Annotated in this window: 12 protein-coding genes and 1 pseudogene; 10 read left to right on the top strand and 3 right to left on the bottom strand. The window is 75.7% G+C overall.

Annotated elements, in window-relative coordinates; all coding sequences use genetic code 11:
- Positions 1 to 56: 56 nt before the first annotated feature.
- Together BN2279_RS20165 and BN2279_RS20160 are read left to right on the top strand one after the other, a co-directional pair.
- Entirely contained in the window at positions 57 to 905 is an 849-nt protein-coding gene (locus tag BN2279_RS20165) for a GNAT family N-acetyltransferase (RefSeq protein WP_059011629.1), read from the top strand.
- Positions 906 to 969: 64 nt separating this feature from the next.
- Positions 970 to 1,536 carry a GNAT family N-acetyltransferase gene (locus BN2279_RS20160; protein ID WP_059011627.1) on the top strand — a complete coding sequence of 189 codons (567 nt, stop codon included), beginning with the start codon at positions 970 to 972 and terminating at the stop codon, positions 1,534 to 1,536.
- Positions 1,537 to 1,578: 42 nt separating this feature from the next.
- Here the strand turns inward: BN2279_RS20160 and BN2279_RS20155 are convergent, their stop codons facing one another.
- Genes BN2279_RS20155 through BN2279_RS29530 form a run of 3 tightly spaced genes read right to left on the bottom strand, consistent with a single transcriptional unit; the run spans position 1,579 to position 3,571 of the window.
- Positions 1,579 to 2,481 (bottom strand): aminoglycoside phosphotransferase family protein, encoded by a 903-nt coding sequence (locus BN2279_RS20155; protein WP_059011624.1) that lies wholly within the window; start codon positions 2,479 to 2,481, stop codon positions 1,579 to 1,581.
- The gene (locus tag BN2279_RS20150; protein ID WP_059011622.1) at positions 2,478 to 2,930 is read right to left on the bottom strand and encodes a ferritin-like domain-containing protein; all 453 of its coding nucleotides are present in this window, start codon (positions 2,928 to 2,930) and stop codon (positions 2,478 to 2,480) included. The genes BN2279_RS20155 and BN2279_RS20150 overlap by 4 nt, the downstream gene beginning before the upstream one ends.
- Entirely contained in the window at positions 2,927 to 3,571 is a 645-nt protein-coding gene (locus BN2279_RS29530) for a hypothetical protein (RefSeq protein ID WP_159037290.1), read from the bottom strand. Before BN2279_RS29530 ends, BN2279_RS20150 begins: the two co-directional genes overlap by 4 nt.
- Positions 3,572 to 3,846: 275 nt before the next feature.
- Between BN2279_RS29530 and rimP the strand changes: the two genes are divergently transcribed.
- The 8 genes and pseudogenes from rimP (at position 3,847) to BN2279_RS29525 (ending at position 13,278) form a co-directional block, all read left to right on the top strand.
- Entirely contained in the window at positions 3,847 to 4,398 is a 552-nt protein-coding gene (gene rimP / locus BN2279_RS20140; protein WP_059011618.1) for a ribosome maturation factor RimP, read from the top strand.
- A gap of 2 nt (positions 4,399 to 4,400) precedes the next feature.
- Positions 4,401 to 5,414: a transcription termination factor NusA gene (gene nusA, locus BN2279_RS20135; RefSeq protein ID WP_059011616.1), complete on the top strand. Its 1,014-nt coding sequence runs from the start codon at positions 4,401 to 4,403 to the stop codon at positions 5,412 to 5,414.
- Between the two features lie 120 nt (positions 5,415 to 5,534).
- Positions 5,535 to 5,816, top strand: coding sequence for a YlxR family protein (locus tag BN2279_RS27990; RefSeq protein WP_079032335.1), 282 nt, complete (start codon positions 5,535 to 5,537; stop codon positions 5,814 to 5,816).
- A gap of 174 nt (positions 5,817 to 5,990) precedes the next feature.
- Positions 5,991 to 9,169, top strand: a pseudogene (gene infB / locus BN2279_RS20130) (translation initiation factor IF-2).
- Positions 9,170 to 9,243: 74 nt separating this feature from the next.
- Positions 9,244 to 9,540, top strand: coding sequence for a DUF503 domain-containing protein (locus tag BN2279_RS20125; protein ID WP_059011614.1), 297 nt, complete (start codon positions 9,244 to 9,246; stop codon positions 9,538 to 9,540).
- 73 nt (positions 9,541 to 9,613) lie between these two features.
- A complete protein-coding gene (gene rbfA / locus BN2279_RS20120) occupies positions 9,614 to 10,096 on the top strand; it encodes a 30S ribosome-binding factor RbfA (protein ID WP_059011612.1) in 483 nt (160 codons plus the stop codon).
- Positions 10,097 to 10,103: 7 nt separating this feature from the next.
- Complete coding sequence (gene truB / locus BN2279_RS20115; RefSeq protein WP_059011610.1) at positions 10,104 to 11,018, top strand: tRNA pseudouridine(55) synthase TruB; 915 nt, start codon at positions 10,104 to 10,106, stop codon at positions 11,016 to 11,018.
- Between the two features lie 91 nt (positions 11,019 to 11,109).
- On the top strand, positions 11,110 to 13,278 hold the full coding sequence (locus tag BN2279_RS29525; RefSeq protein ID WP_159037289.1) for a hypothetical protein: 2,169 nt from the start codon (positions 11,110 to 11,112) through the stop codon (positions 13,276 to 13,278).

The following is a 13,278-nucleotide window of genomic DNA, read 5'->3' as shown; positions in this document are numbered from 1 at the left end:
GCGCGGTATCGTGCGGGGCACGCGTCCCGTAGTCCCCGATCGCAAGGTCCCGTGCCGTGCTGACCACGTCCACCACGCGGGTTCTCGGCCCCGCGGATCTCAGTGACGTCCTCGCCGTGCTCGGCGAGGACCCCGTGGCGAATGCCTTCGTCACCGCCAGGGTCCTGGCGTCCGGGCTCGAAGTCCCTTACCTGGGCGGCGAGATGTGGGGCTACTACCGCCGGGGGCGGCTGGCGTCCGTGGCGTACTCGGGGGCCAATCTGGTCCCCGTCCGCACCGGTACCGCCGCCCTGCGCGCCTTCGCGGACCGCGCGCTGCGCGAGGGCCGCCGCTGCTCCTCCATCGTCGGCCCGGCCGAGGCGACCGCCCGGCTCTGGGCTCACCTCGAACCGCGCTGGGGCCCGGCCCGCCAGCTCCGCCCCTGCCAGCCGCTGCTGGCCACCCGCGCCATGCCGCGAGGCGTGACCCCCGACCCCCTGGTGCGCCGGGTCCGCAAGGACGAGATGGAGCTGGTGCTGCCCGCGTCCGTCGCCATGTTCACCGAGGAGGTCGGCGTCTCGCCCCTCGACGCCGAGGACGGCGGGCTGACCTACCAGGCGCGGGTCGCCGAGACCGTCGGCACCGGACGCTGCTTCGCCCGGGTGGAGGACGGCCGGGTCGTCTTCAAGGCCGAGATCGGCGCGGTCACCCCGGACGCCTGCCAGCTCCAGGGCGTCTGGACCGCCCCCGACCGCCGCGGTCGCGGCCTGGCCACCGCCGGTCTGGCCACGGTCCTGCGGCACGCCCTCGCCGAGGCCGCGCCCGTCGTCAGCCTGTACGTCAACGACTTCAACACCCCGGCCCTCACGGTCTACCGGCGCCTCGGCCTGACCCGCGTCGGCACCCTCATGAGCGTCCTGTTCTGACCCCGCCCCGGCCATTCGCGGCAACGGGCGCGACTTCCCCCGCCCGGCGCGTTAGCCTCCCGGCATGACACCATCCGCCGGTGGAGCCGCCCCGGACGCGCGGGACATCGTCATCGCCCCCCTCGACCTCGCCACCTGGGTGGACGAGGCGCTGGCCGTGCAGGCACAGGCGTTCGGACTGAGCCCCGAGGAGGTCGCGGTCCGCCGCCACATCGTGCTGCGCCACCTCGCCAGCCCGGGCGCCCGCGCCCTGGGCGCCACCGACGGCGCCGGGCGCCTGGTCGGCTTCGTCTACGGCATGCCCAACGACCGCGCGCAGTGGTGGTCCACGGTCGTCGAGCCCTACCTGCGCCGCACCGGGAACGAAGGCTGGCTGGACGACTCCTTCACCATCACCGAACTGCACGTGCTCCCCGCCTACCAGCACCGCGGCATAGGGCGGCGGCTCATCACCACCCTCACCGACGGCGCCACCGAGCCCCGCTCGATCCTGTCGGCCATCGACACCGAGAGCCCCGCCCGCGCCCTGTACCGCAAACTCGGCTACCGCGACCTCGCCCGCCGCGTCCTCTTCCCGTCCGCGCCCTCGCCGTACGCCGTCATGGGAGCGCCGCTGCCGCTGTGCCGCTGACGCCGAGCCCCCCGACCGAGCCCCTGACGGAGCGCCAGGGGCTCACAGCCAGGAAGCGAACTCCAGCAGCATCTCGCCGTCCGCGCGGCGGCCCGCGCCCAGGTCCGCCACACCGGACTCCACCGCCCGGACCAGGGCCCAGGCGCGCAGCCGTTCCTGATCGACGTCCACCGCGTCGGCCAGCCGCGCCACCCGCCGCCGGGCGAGCGCCGCCGCCCCCGGCGCGGCCACCAGATCGGGCAGCCGGTCCGGCACCAGCCGCGCCAGGTCGTACGCCCGCTCGCCCACCACCGGCTCGGGACCCACCGCCAGCCACGGCGCCCGCTCGGCGTCCGACGCCAGCACCGCCCCCTGCCGGAAGTCCCCGTGCAGCAGCAGCTCCTCGTCCGAACCGGCCAGCAACTCGGCCCGCAGCCGCAGCGCCTCGTCGATCAGCGCCCGCGCCTCCGGCGGACTGTCCGCCCGCAGCCCGGCGGCCCGCGCCCCGGTCCGCTCGGCGACCGAGGGGAACGGATGCCCCTCACCCGGCTCCACCCACAGCTTCCGCACCGCCGGCACCGCCGCCAGCATCGCCTTGGCGTCCGGCGGCGCGCGCAGCGCCATCTCGCCGCGGACCCGCTCCAGCAGCAGCGCCCCCTCCGCCGGCGCCGCCCGCAGCACCCGCACCGCGCCATGGCCGTCCCAGCGGCGCAGGGCCGCCTCCTCCAGGGCGGCGGACGCGGCGGGCGCGCAGATCTTCAGCGCCGCGGGACCGCCGTCGGCCGACCGGACCAGCACGGTCATGCTGGTCCTGCCGCCCGGCGCCGCGACCCGTTCCGGCGTCAGCTCCCAGCGGCGCAGCAACTCGCCGACGAGCGCGGGCAGCCCGGCCAGCCAGCTCGCGGCGTCCGCCGGCTGGGCCCGGGCGAGACGGCGCGGGGGTGCGAGGCTGATCGTGGAGGTCATTCGGCCGCGCCGCCACCGGAGCCGTACTCCGCGAGCCCGGGGAACGGGTCGGGAAGCGCGCCGCGCCAGCGGGCCGCCCTGACCACCGCGTCGCGCATCGCCGCCGCCGCCTCCCGCCGCCGCTCGCCCTCCGCCACCGGCACCAGATCCGCGTAGGCGCCGGCCAGCCGCGTCTCCAGCTCGGCGGCCAGCTCCACGGCGCCCGCGCCGTCCCCGACGTCGAACGGCAGCGCGTACGCCGGCTCCGCGGCCACCGGGGTGCCGCCCAGGTCGCGCACGGTCCGGTGCAGCAGATCGCGCCGCGCGCGGTGCGCGTCGTACGCCTCGGTGGCCTCGCCGCCGCGCTCCTCGCCGATCCGGGCGCCGACCACGCCGTAGCCGTAGACCGCGGCGTGCTCGGCGGCCAGCGCGGCCTGGGTGGCGTCCAGTTCTCCCGTGGTCCCGCTCATGGGCGTGCCTCGCTCAGCAGATAGGACTGGGCGGCGCCGGCCGCGGCCAGCGACGCCAGCAGGCGGGCGAGTTCGGGTGGTGCGCCGGCCAGCGCGCCGAGCCGTTCGTCGGCGGTCTGCCGCTCGGCGTCGGCCAGCGCGGAGACGGCCTCGCCCGGATCGGCGGGCGCCTCGGGCGCCGGACCGACCGCGCCGGGAGCGGCCGTCTCCGACTCGCTCAGCGCGGTGAGATGGGAGGCCACGGTCTCCCGGAACGCGGTCAGTGTCCCCGCCAGCGCGGGATGGGCCGAGGCGGTCGCGTCGTACCGGGCGAGCAGCGCCGAGCTGTCCCGGGCGGCCCGGCGGCGCAGCCCCTGCGCGGAGACCGCCGCGCGCGAGTCCTCCGGGACGTGCAGCGGGGTGGGTGGGGGGCCCGCGGCCTCCGGAACGGCGGTCGGGGCCCCCGCCAGCGCGGGATGGGCCGAGGCGGTCGCGTCGTACCGGGCGAGCGGCGCCGAGCTGTCCCGGGCGGCCCGGCGGCGCAGCCCCTGCGCGGAGACCGCCGCGGCCTCGCCGCCGCCCGCCCCGCCGCCGCCTCCTGACGTGCAGCCGGCCAGCGCGCCGAAGGCGGCGCAGCCGGCCAGCAGAGAGCGTCTGGGCACACCGGAGGACATGGCTTCCCGCACTTTCCGTTCTCCCGGAGGACTCGCGCGCGGCGGATCGTCGGTCACGCGGCGGCTCCCGGCGCGGCCGGGGAGATCACCGCCCCGTGAGCGTACCCGTGCGGCACGTCCCCGCCGGTCGCGCCCCGCCACCGGCGTGCCAGTCGGCGTCGCCGGGCCGGTCGGCGTACCGTGCCACAGGCGTTAGGCTGTTGCGCGAGCGCCCGAACGCGCCGTCCCCCACAACAGCAGACGCGGCCGAGGAGTCCACCCGGATGAGCACCACCCAGATCGACAGGCTGCGAGAGTTGCTGGAGCCGCTCGCCGGGGAGCGCGGGATGGACCTGGAGGACGTGCGGATCACCCCGGCCGGGCGCCGGCGGGTGCTCCAGGTCGTGGTCGACGCCGACGGCGGAGTGGGACTGGACGCCTGTGCCGAGCTGAGCCGGGCGGTCTCCGAACGGCTCGACGAGACGAATGTGATGGGCGCCGCGCCCTACGTGCTGGAAGTGACATCGCCCGGCGCGGAGCGCCCGCTGACCGAGCCCCGGCACTACCGCCGTTCCGTGGGCCGCCTGGCCCGTATCCGGCTGCGCGAGGGCGGCGAGCTGACCGCCCGGATCGTCGCGGTCGACGACGAGGGGCTTGATCTGGAGGTTCCGGGGGAGAAGGGCCGCAGGCCCACGGTCCGCCGGGCCGCCTTCGCCGGGATCGCGGCGGCCCGCGTGGAGATCGAGTTCAGCCGCCGGGCGGCGGGCGGCGACGCCGACGAAGAGCCGGACGAAGAGCCGAACGAGGACCCGAACGAGAGCCCGAAGGAGGCGTAGCCGTGGACATCGACATGGAGGCATTGAAGGGTCTCGTCCGGGAGAAGGAGATCTCCTTCGACGTGCTGGTGGAGGCCATCGAGTCGGCGCTGCTGATCGCCTATCACCGCACCGAGGGCAGCCGCCGCCGGGCCCGGGTGGTGCTGGACCGCGCCAGCGGCCACGTCACCGTATGGGCCAAGGAGGACCCCGAGGACCTCGACGACGCCGAAGGCGCCACCGAGGCGCGGGAGTTCGACGACACCCCGCAGGGTTTCGGCCGGATCGCGGCGACCACCGCGAAGCAGGTCATCCTTCAGCGGCTGCGCGACGCCGAGGAGGACGTCACCTTCGGCGAGTACGCGGGCCGGGAGGGCGACGTGGTGGCCGGTGTCGTGCAGCAGGGCCGTGACCCCAAGAGCGTGCTGGTGGACATCGGCAGGCTGGAGGCGATCCTGCCGCCGCAGGAGCAGGTGCCCGGTGAGATCTACTCGCACGGATCACGGCTGCGCTCGTATGTGGTGCGGGTCGTGAAGACCCCGCGCGGGCCGTCCGTCACGCTGTCGCGGACCCATCCGAACCTGGTGCGGAAGCTGTTCGAGCTGGAGGTCCCGGAGATCGCCGACGGCTCGGTGGAGATCGCCGCGATCGCCCGGGAGGCCGGCCACCGCACCAAGATCGCGGTCCGCTCGCTGCGCTCCGGACTCAACGCCAAGGGCGCCTGCATCGGCCCGATGGGCGGCCGGGTCCGCAGTGTGATGGCGGAGCTGCACGGCGAGAAGATCGACATCGTGGACTGGTCGGACGACCCGGCCGAGCTGGTGGCGAACGCGCTCAGCCCGGCCCGGGTCACCAAGGTCGACGTGGTGGACCAGGCCGCCAGGTCCGCCCGGGTCACCGTGCCGGACTACCAGCTCTCGCTGGCGATCGGCAAGGAAGGGCAGAACGCGCGGCTCGCGGCCCGGCTGACCGGCTGGCGGATCGACATCCGGCCGGACACCGAGCAGACGGAGCGGCCCGGCGACGGGCCCTCCTGAGCGGCTTCGGCCGAAACAGCTCTCCACCGCGGGGAATACCGGCGGTGGCCGTGTCGTTACAAGTTCCGTCGGTGTGTGCCCGCCCTCTGGGGCCGGACGCGCGGGGAGGTAGAATCGTCAGTGTCTGGCCGGACGCGGGCCTCTGTCTGCCCGGAACGCACCTGCGTGGGTTGCCGGCAGCGCTCGGCCCGGAACGGACTGCTGCGTGTGGCGCTGGACGGGGATCGCTGTGTCCCCGATCTTCGCGGTACGCTGCCCGGTCGGGGTGCCTATGTGCATCCCACGCCGGCCTGTCTGGAGCTGGCGGTCCGCCGTCGGGCGTTCCCCAGGGCCCTCCGGGTCCAGGGGCCACTCGACACCGGAGAGCTGCGGCGGGCGGTCGGCCAGGCCGCGGCACCGTAGGAAACGCAAGACCCCTCAAGGAACGGCGTGCGGAAGGTCTCCGCACGGTCAGGTACCTCGCGAGTCGGAAGTAGGTCGAGATTGCGATGAGCACTCGATGAGTACGCGATGAGTACGCCCATGAAGTAGCGAAGGTCCGGCGGACGACCGACCCCGGACCGTTAAAGGAGCGAAGTGGCTAAGGTCCGGGTATACGAGCTCGCCAAGGAGCTTGGAGTGGAGAGCAAGGTCGTCATGGCCAAGCTCCAAGAACTTGGTGAATTCGTCCGTTCGGCGTCCTCGACGATCGAGGCGCCGGTAGTTCGCAAGCTGACCGACGCGTTCAGCGGCAATGGCGGCAGGAAGTCCGCCAAGCCGGGTGTCCCCGGCGGCGCGCCCAGGCCGGGCGCCCCCAAGCCGGGGGCCATGGCCCCCAGGCCGCCCGCGCCCAAGCCGGGCGCCGCGGCCCCCAGGCCGGGCGGTGCGCCGGGTGGCGCCCGGGGCCCGGGCCCCCGGGCCGGCCCGGCCCGCGCCGGGGCGCGCGGCCCCCAGGCCGGGGGGGGCCCCGGGGGGCGCCCCCGGCCGCGACCCCGGGGGGGCCCCCCGCGGGTGCCCCCAAGCCGGGCGCCACGCCGAAGCCGGCCGTCAGGCCCGGCCCCGCGGCACCCGAGTTCACCCAGCCGACCGGCGCCGGTGAGGCCGCGCCGCCGCGTTCCGGCGCGCCCAGGCCCGCCGCTGCGGGCGGCCAGGGCCAGCCGTCCGGACCGGGCGGCCCGCGTCCCGGTAGCAGGCCCGCGCCGAAGCCGGGCACCGCGACGCCGAGGCCGGCGACTCCGGCCAAGGCCAACGGGCCCAAGCCGGGCGGCCGTCCGGCCGGCCCGCGCCCCGGCAACAACCCCTTCACGACCAGCGGCTCGACCGGCATGGCCCGCCCGCAGCCGACGACCCCGCGTCCCGGCCCCGCGGCGCCGCGCCCGGCCGGCGGCCCCGGCCAGGGCGGTCCCCGCCCCGGCGGGCAGGACCGGCCGGCCGGCCCGCGCCCGCAGGCGCCCGGTGGCGGCCGTGCCACCCCGGGCAACATGCCGCGTCCGCAGGGCGCGGCCCCCGGCGGTCCGCGTCCCGGCCCCGGCGGCAACCGCCCGAACCCGGGCATGCTGCCGCTGCGTCCCTCCGGCGCCGGCCGTCCCGGCGGCGGTCCCGGCGGCCCCGGCGCCCGTCCGGGCGGCGGCGGTCCGCGTCCCGGTGGCGGCGGTGGCGGCGGCTTCGCCGGCCGCGGTCCGCGTCCCGGTGGCGGTGGCGGCGGCTTCGCCGGTGCCGGTGGGCGCCCCGGCGGCACGGGCACCCGTCCCGGTGGGGGCGGCTTCGGCGGCGGCGGTGGCCGTCCCGGCGGCTTCGGCGGCGGTCCCGGCGGCGGTGGCCGTCCGGGCGGTCCCGGCGGCCGTGGCGGTACGCAGGGCGCGTTCGGCCGTCCCGGCGGCCCGGCCCGGCGTGGCCGGAAGTCGAAGCGGCAGCGGCGCCAGGAGTACGAGGCCATGCAGGCCCCGTCCATCGGCGGCGTGATGCTGCCGCGCGGCAAGGGCGAGACGATCCGTCTCTCCCGCGGCGCCTCCCTGACCGACTTCGCCGAGAAGATCAACGCCAACCCGGCGTCCCTGGTCCAGGTGATGTTCAACCTGGGCGAGATGGTCACGGCCACGCAGTCGGTCTCGGACGAGACGCTCCAGCTCCTCGCCGACGAGATGAACTACACCGTTCAGATCGTCAGCCCGGAGGAGGAGGACCGCGAGCTGCTGGAGTCCTTCGACATCGAGTTCGGCGAGGACGAGGGCGGCGAGGAGGCCCTGACCTCCAGGCCGCCGGTGGTGACCGTCATGGGTCACGTCGACCACGGCAAGACGCGTCTGCTGGACGCGATCCGGAAGACGAACGTCATCGAGGGCGAGGCCGGTGGCATCACCCAGCACATCGGTGCGTACCAGGTGTCGACCGAGGTCAACGGCGAGGACCGGGCGATCACGTTCATCGACACCCCGGGCCACGAGGCGTTCACCGCCATGCGTGCCCGAGGTGCCAAGTCGACCGACATCGCGATCCTCGTGGTCGCGGCCAACGACGGTGTGATGCCGCAGACGGTCGAGGCGCTCAACCACGCCAAGGCCGCCGACGTGCCGATCGTCGTCGCGGTGAACAAGATCGACGTCGAGGGCGCCGACCCGGTCAAGGTGCGCGGCCAGCTCACCGAGTTCGGGCTGGTGGCGGAGGAGTACGGCGGCGACACCATGTTCGTCGACATCTCCGCCCGCCAGGGCACGAACATCGACGGGCTGCTGGAAGCCGTCATCCTGACCGCTGACGCCTCGCTGGACCTGCGGGCCAACCCGCACCAGGACGCCCAGGGCATCGCGATCGAGGCGCACCTCGACCGTGGCCGGGGCGCCGTGGCCACCGTGCTCGTGCAGCGCGGCACGCTGCGGGTCGGTGACACGATGGTGGTGGGCGACGCCCACGGCCGCGTGCGGGCCATGCTGGACGACGCGGGCCGCAGCCTCACCGAGGCCGGGCCTTCGACGCCGGTCCTGGTGCAGGGTCTGACCAACGTGCCGGGCGCCGGGGACAACTTCCTGGTGGTCGGCGAGGACCGCACGGCGCGGCAGATCGCCGAGAAGCGCGCCGCCCGCGAGCGGAACGCGGCGTTCGCCAAGCGCACCCGCAGGGTTTCCCTGGAGGACCTGGACAAGGTGCTCAAGGCGGGCGAGATCCAGCAGCTCAACCTCATCATCAAGGGTGACGCGTCCGGTTCGGTCGAGGCACTGGAGTCCTCGCTGCTCCAGCTCGACGTCGGCGAGGGCGTGGACCTGCGGGTCCTGCACCGCGGCGTCGGCGCGGTCACCGAGACCGACATCGACCTGGCGGCGGGCTCCGACGCCATCGTCCTCGGCTTCAACGTGCGCGCCGAGGGGCGCGCCACGCAGGCGGCCGAGCGCGAGGGTGTGGACGTCCGGTACTACTCGGTCATCTACCAGGCGATCGAGGAGATCGAGGCGGCCCTGAAGGGCCTGCTGAAGCCGGAGTTCGAGGAGGTCGAGCTGGGCACGGCGGAGATCCGCGAGGTCTTCCGCTCGTCCAAGCTGGGCAACATCGCGGGTGTGCTCATCCGCTCGGGCGAGGTCAGGCGGAACACCAAGGCCCGCCTGGTCCGCGACGGCAAGGTCGTCGCGGAGAACCTCAACATCGAGGGTCTGCGCCGCTTCAAGGACGACGTCACCGAGATCAGGGAAGGCTTCGAGGGCGGTATCAACCTCGGGAACTTCAACGACATCAAGGTCGACGACGTCATCGCGACGTACGAGATGCGGGAGAAGCCCCGCGCGTGACGCAACCGGCCGGGGCCGGTCGGCAGGGGAAACCCCGTCGATCGGCCCCGGCCGCTCCCGTTACGATCACCGGCATGTATACCGGGACGCTGTCCTTCGACCTGTTGCTCGGCGACGTCCGCTCGCTGAAGCAGAAGCGCTCCGTGGTCCGGCCGATCGTGGCGGAGCTGCGCCGCGCGTACGCCGTGAGCGTCGCCGAGGTGGGCGACCAGGATCTTCACCGCCGGGCCGAGATCGGGCTGGCCGTGGTCTCCGGGGACGCGGCGCACCTCACGGACGTTCTCGACAGGTGCGAGCGGTGGGTGGCCGCCCGTCCGGAGGTGGAGTTGCTCTCCGTGCGGCGGCGCATCCACGGCGACGATGATGAGTAGGGCCGGGTAGCACCGGCCGCGGCGGTGCGCCGGGAGCACCACACAGAGCACCACAGAGCAAGGAGACGGACCAGTGGCCGACAAGGCGCGGGCCAAGAAGCTGGCGGACCTCATCCGTGAGGTGGTGGCCGAGAAGCTGCACCGGGACATCAAGGACCCCCGGCTGGGCACCAGGGTCACCATCACCGACACCAGAGTCACCGGGGACCTGCGGGAGGCGACCGTCTTCTACACGGTCTACGGCGACGAGGCCGACCGTGAGGAGGTGGCCGCCGGGCTGCGCAGCGCCAAGGGCGTGCTGCGGTCGGCGGTCGGCGCGGCGGCGGGCGTGAAGCACACACCGAGCCTGGAGTTCGTTCCGGACGCGCTGCCCGAGACGACGCGGAACCTGGACGACCTGTTCGTCCGGGCCAGGGAGCGCGACGAGCAGGTGCGGCGCGCCTCGGCGGGCGCCGAGTACGCGGCCGGCGCCGATCCGTACGTCAAGGACGACGAGGGCTCCGAGGCGTCGCCCGCTCCGGGCGACACCTCCGACGACACGGCGGACGAGGACTGAGCCGACCATGAGCCGCACCACCGCCGCGCGGGGCGCGGCCGGCCCGGACGGGCTCGTCGTGATCGACAAGCCCGCCGGGTTCACCTCGCACGACATCGTCGCGATGACGCGGGGCATCGCCAGGACCCGCCGCGTCGGGCACGCCGGGACGCTGGACCCGATGGCGACCGGGGTGCTCCTGCTCGGCCTGGGGAAGGCGACCCGGCTGCTGGGGCACCTGGCGCTGACGGAGAAGGAGTACACCGGGACGATCCGGCTCGGCCAGACGACGGTGACGGACGACGCGGAGGGCGAGGTCACCGCGAGCGCGGGGGCCGCGTCCGTCGACCGCGCGGCCCTGGACGCCGGGGTGGCGGCGCTGACCGGCGACATCCTGCAGGTTCCGGCCAGCGTCAGCGCGGTGAAGATCGACGGCAAGCGGTCGTACCGGCGGGTGCGGGAGGGCGAGGACGTGGTGCTCCCGGCCCGGCCGGTGACCGTCCGTTCGTTCATCGTGCGCGAGGTGACGGAGCTGACGGCGGAGGACGGCACGGTCGTCACCGATGTGGCCGTGTCCGTCGTCTGCTCGTCCGGTACGTACATCCGGGCGCTCGCCCGCGACCTGGGCGCCGCGCTCGGCACCGGGGGGCATCTGACGGCGCTGCGCCGCACCCGCGTCGGCCCGTACGGTCTGGACGTCGCCCGGACCCTGGACGACCTGCGCGAGGAGCTGACCGTGCTGCCCCTCGGTGTGGCCGCCGCCGCCGCGTTCCCCCGCTGGGACGTGGACGACCGGCAGGCCGAGCTGCTGGGGCACGGGGCCCGCATCACCACGCCCGACCTGCCCGCCGGGCCGGTCGCCGTCTTCGGTCCCGAAGACCGTTTCATCGCATTGATCGAGGCGGCGGGGGAGCGGTCGCGGAGCCTGGCCGTTTTCACCTGAACGAGTGGCCAGCGGGCAATCCCGCTGAATCCGGCCGCTTCCGGGGCAGAACCCTGTTCCACGCCGGGGGGCTCGGGAGGTTGGTTCGGCGATGACAGTGGACTCGCGGCTCGCACTGGTCCGCATCTGCGATCCGGCTGGGCAGCCGCGCGGCAGCGGCTTCCTGGCCGACCGGGACGGGACCGTGGTGACCGGCCGGGCCGTGGTCGAGGGTCTCACCCGGCTGCTCCTCGTCACCCCTTCGGGTGAGAGCCGACCGGTGCGGGCCGACGCGGTGACCGTGCTGCCGCACGGGGAGCTGGCGCTGATCCACGCCCCCGGGCTGCCACCGGCGCCGCTGGTCATCGGCCACGACCGCACGGACGCCCCCGGCACGGCGGTCCGGGTGCATCTGGGGGCCTGGTCGGACCGCACCTTCGACGCCGTCATCGGCGGCGAGACCGGTGCAGCCGTCATCGGCGGCGAGACTGGTGCGGCCGTCATCGGCGGCGAGACCGGTGCGGTCGTTGTCGAGGGTGCGGGCGGGGTGGAGGGCGCCGTGTCGCTGACCCTGCCCAGGCCGCTGACCGCGGCCCACCTCGGCAGCCCGGTCCTGCACGCCGCCACCGGGGCCGTCGTCGCGGTCCTGGTCGCCCGCCGGGACACCGTCGCCGTCGCCGTCCCGCCGCGCGCCCTGGCCGCCCTCGATCCGGACGGGCCCCTGGCGGCGCTGCTGCGCCGCAACGACGCCACCGTTCCCGGCTACGGCCAGGACCTCAACCTGGCCGGGGCCCTGGCGCTCACCGCCGCGGCGCCGGGTCCGGGCGGGGCTCCGGGGGGCCGGGTCGAGCGGCCGGTGGTCGCCGCCGCGCTGGCCGCGTTCGACGCCGGACGGGCCAGCGTGCTGGCCGTCGCGGGCGCTCCCGGCACCGGCCGGACCACCGCCCTGGCCGCGCACACCGACCGCCGTCGCCGCGCGGCCGATCCGGCGCCCACGGTCTGGCTGCGCGGCGCCGACCTGCACGGGCGCGACCACGGTCTCCGTGACGCCGTCGCCCGCGCGCTGCCCGCCGCCGGCCGGGCGCCGGCCGCCGGACGGCCGGCGACCTGCGGCGCCCCCGCGCACGTCAACGCCGATGTCGTGGCCCGGCTGGCGCGGGACCACGGCCGGCCGCTGCTGGTGGTGCTCGACGGGCCGGAGGAGATGCCGGAGGCGCTGGCCGGGCGGCTGCCCGAGTGGGCCGCGGCGACCGCCGACTGGCTGCGGGCGGCGGGCGCCCGGCTCGCGCTGGCCTGCCGGCCCGAGTTCTGGGAGTACGCCGGGACGCTGTTCCCGGCGGGCATGGTCGATGACCTTCCCCTCGGGGACCTCACCCCGGCGGAGGCCGGGCGGACGCGGGAAGTCCTCGGCCTGGGCGGCACGGGGATGGCGCCGGGCGAGGACCGGCATCCCCTCTCCTTGCGGATGCTGTCGCGCGTCCGCGCCGCGCAGCGGACCGACGCGGGCGGCAGCCCGGGCCGGCACGACATCTTCGCCGCCCACCTCGACCTCTCCGCGCTGCGCATCGCCGGGGCACTGGCGGCGGGCGGCCGGGCCGCGCCGGGCGCCGCCGCCCAGCGGCGCCTGGCCGCGCACGTCGCGGCGCGGCTGCACGAGGCCGCCCGCCGCTCGGTCGCGACCGGGGCCCTGGGCGCGCGCGTGTTCGAAACGCTGTTCCCGTCCCGCCTCGGCTGGGCGGGCGCGGTGCTGACCGAGGGCGTCCTGGCGCCGGCCGGGCCCGGGTACCGGTTCGCGGACGAGGAGTTCGCGGACTGGCTGCACGGCAGGCACCTCGACCTCGACACCACCCTCGCCACGGTCGCGCGGACCGCCGTGCCGCGCCACCGCGTCGGGCCCGTGACGTGGGCCCTGTGCCACCTGTGGCGGGACCGGGGGCCGGGCCCGCTGCGGCGCCGGCTGCGGCCCCTCGTGGACGACCTGACGGACGGTTACGGCCGTGACGCCCGCACGGACGACGGCTGGTGGGCGCGGCGCCTCCTGCACGACGTCCCCCTCGCCCTCCCCGACGCGACCGGGCTGCTGCCGGAGCTGCGTCTGCTGGCCGACCGGATCGCGGCGGGCGCCATCGACGCCGAGCCGTTCGGGCCGCCGTTCTGGGACGGGCTGCGGTTGTCGGCGGCCGATCTGCTGGATCTGCTGCACCGTTTGCGGCCCGCCGTGCCGCCGCCCGCGCTCGGTGAGGCAGGCATCCCCCGTGGGAGTGAAGCCGGGTACCTTTGA

Origin of the sequence: Streptomyces specialis (assembly GCF_001493375.1) — a bacterium.
In the GTDB taxonomy this organism is placed as follows: Bacteria; Actinomycetota; Actinomycetes; order Streptomycetales; family Streptomycetaceae; genus Streptomyces; species Streptomyces specialis.
Note: the sequence above shows the minus strand (reverse complement) of the source record. Positions and strands in the feature narration are given on the sequence as shown.

Bases quoted from the DNA above. Each gene is read 5' to 3' on its own strand.
- BN2279_RS20160 (WP_059011627.1), top strand. From the start codon at position 970: ATGACACCATCCGCCGGTGGAGCCGCCCCGGACGCGCGGGACATCGTC.
- BN2279_RS20155 (WP_059011624.1), bottom strand. From the start codon at position 2,481: ATGACCTCCACGATCAGCCTCGCACCCCCGCGCCGTCTCGCCCGGGCC.
- BN2279_RS20150 (WP_059011622.1), bottom strand. From the start codon at position 2,930: ATGAGCGGGACCACGGGAGAACTGGACGCCACCCAGGCCGCGCTGGCC.
- rimP (WP_059011618.1), top strand. From the start codon at position 3,847: ATGAGCACCACCCAGATCGACAGGCTGCGAGAGTTGCTGGAGCCGCTC.
- BN2279_RS20125 (WP_059011614.1), top strand. From the start codon at position 9,244: ATGTATACCGGGACGCTGTCCTTCGACCTGTTGCTCGGCGACGTCCGC.
- truB (WP_059011610.1), top strand. From the start codon at position 10,104: ATGAGCCGCACCACCGCCGCGCGGGGCGCGGCCGGCCCGGACGGGCTC.
- BN2279_RS29525 (WP_159037289.1), top strand. From the start codon at position 11,110: ATGACAGTGGACTCGCGGCTCGCACTGGTCCGCATCTGCGATCCGGCT.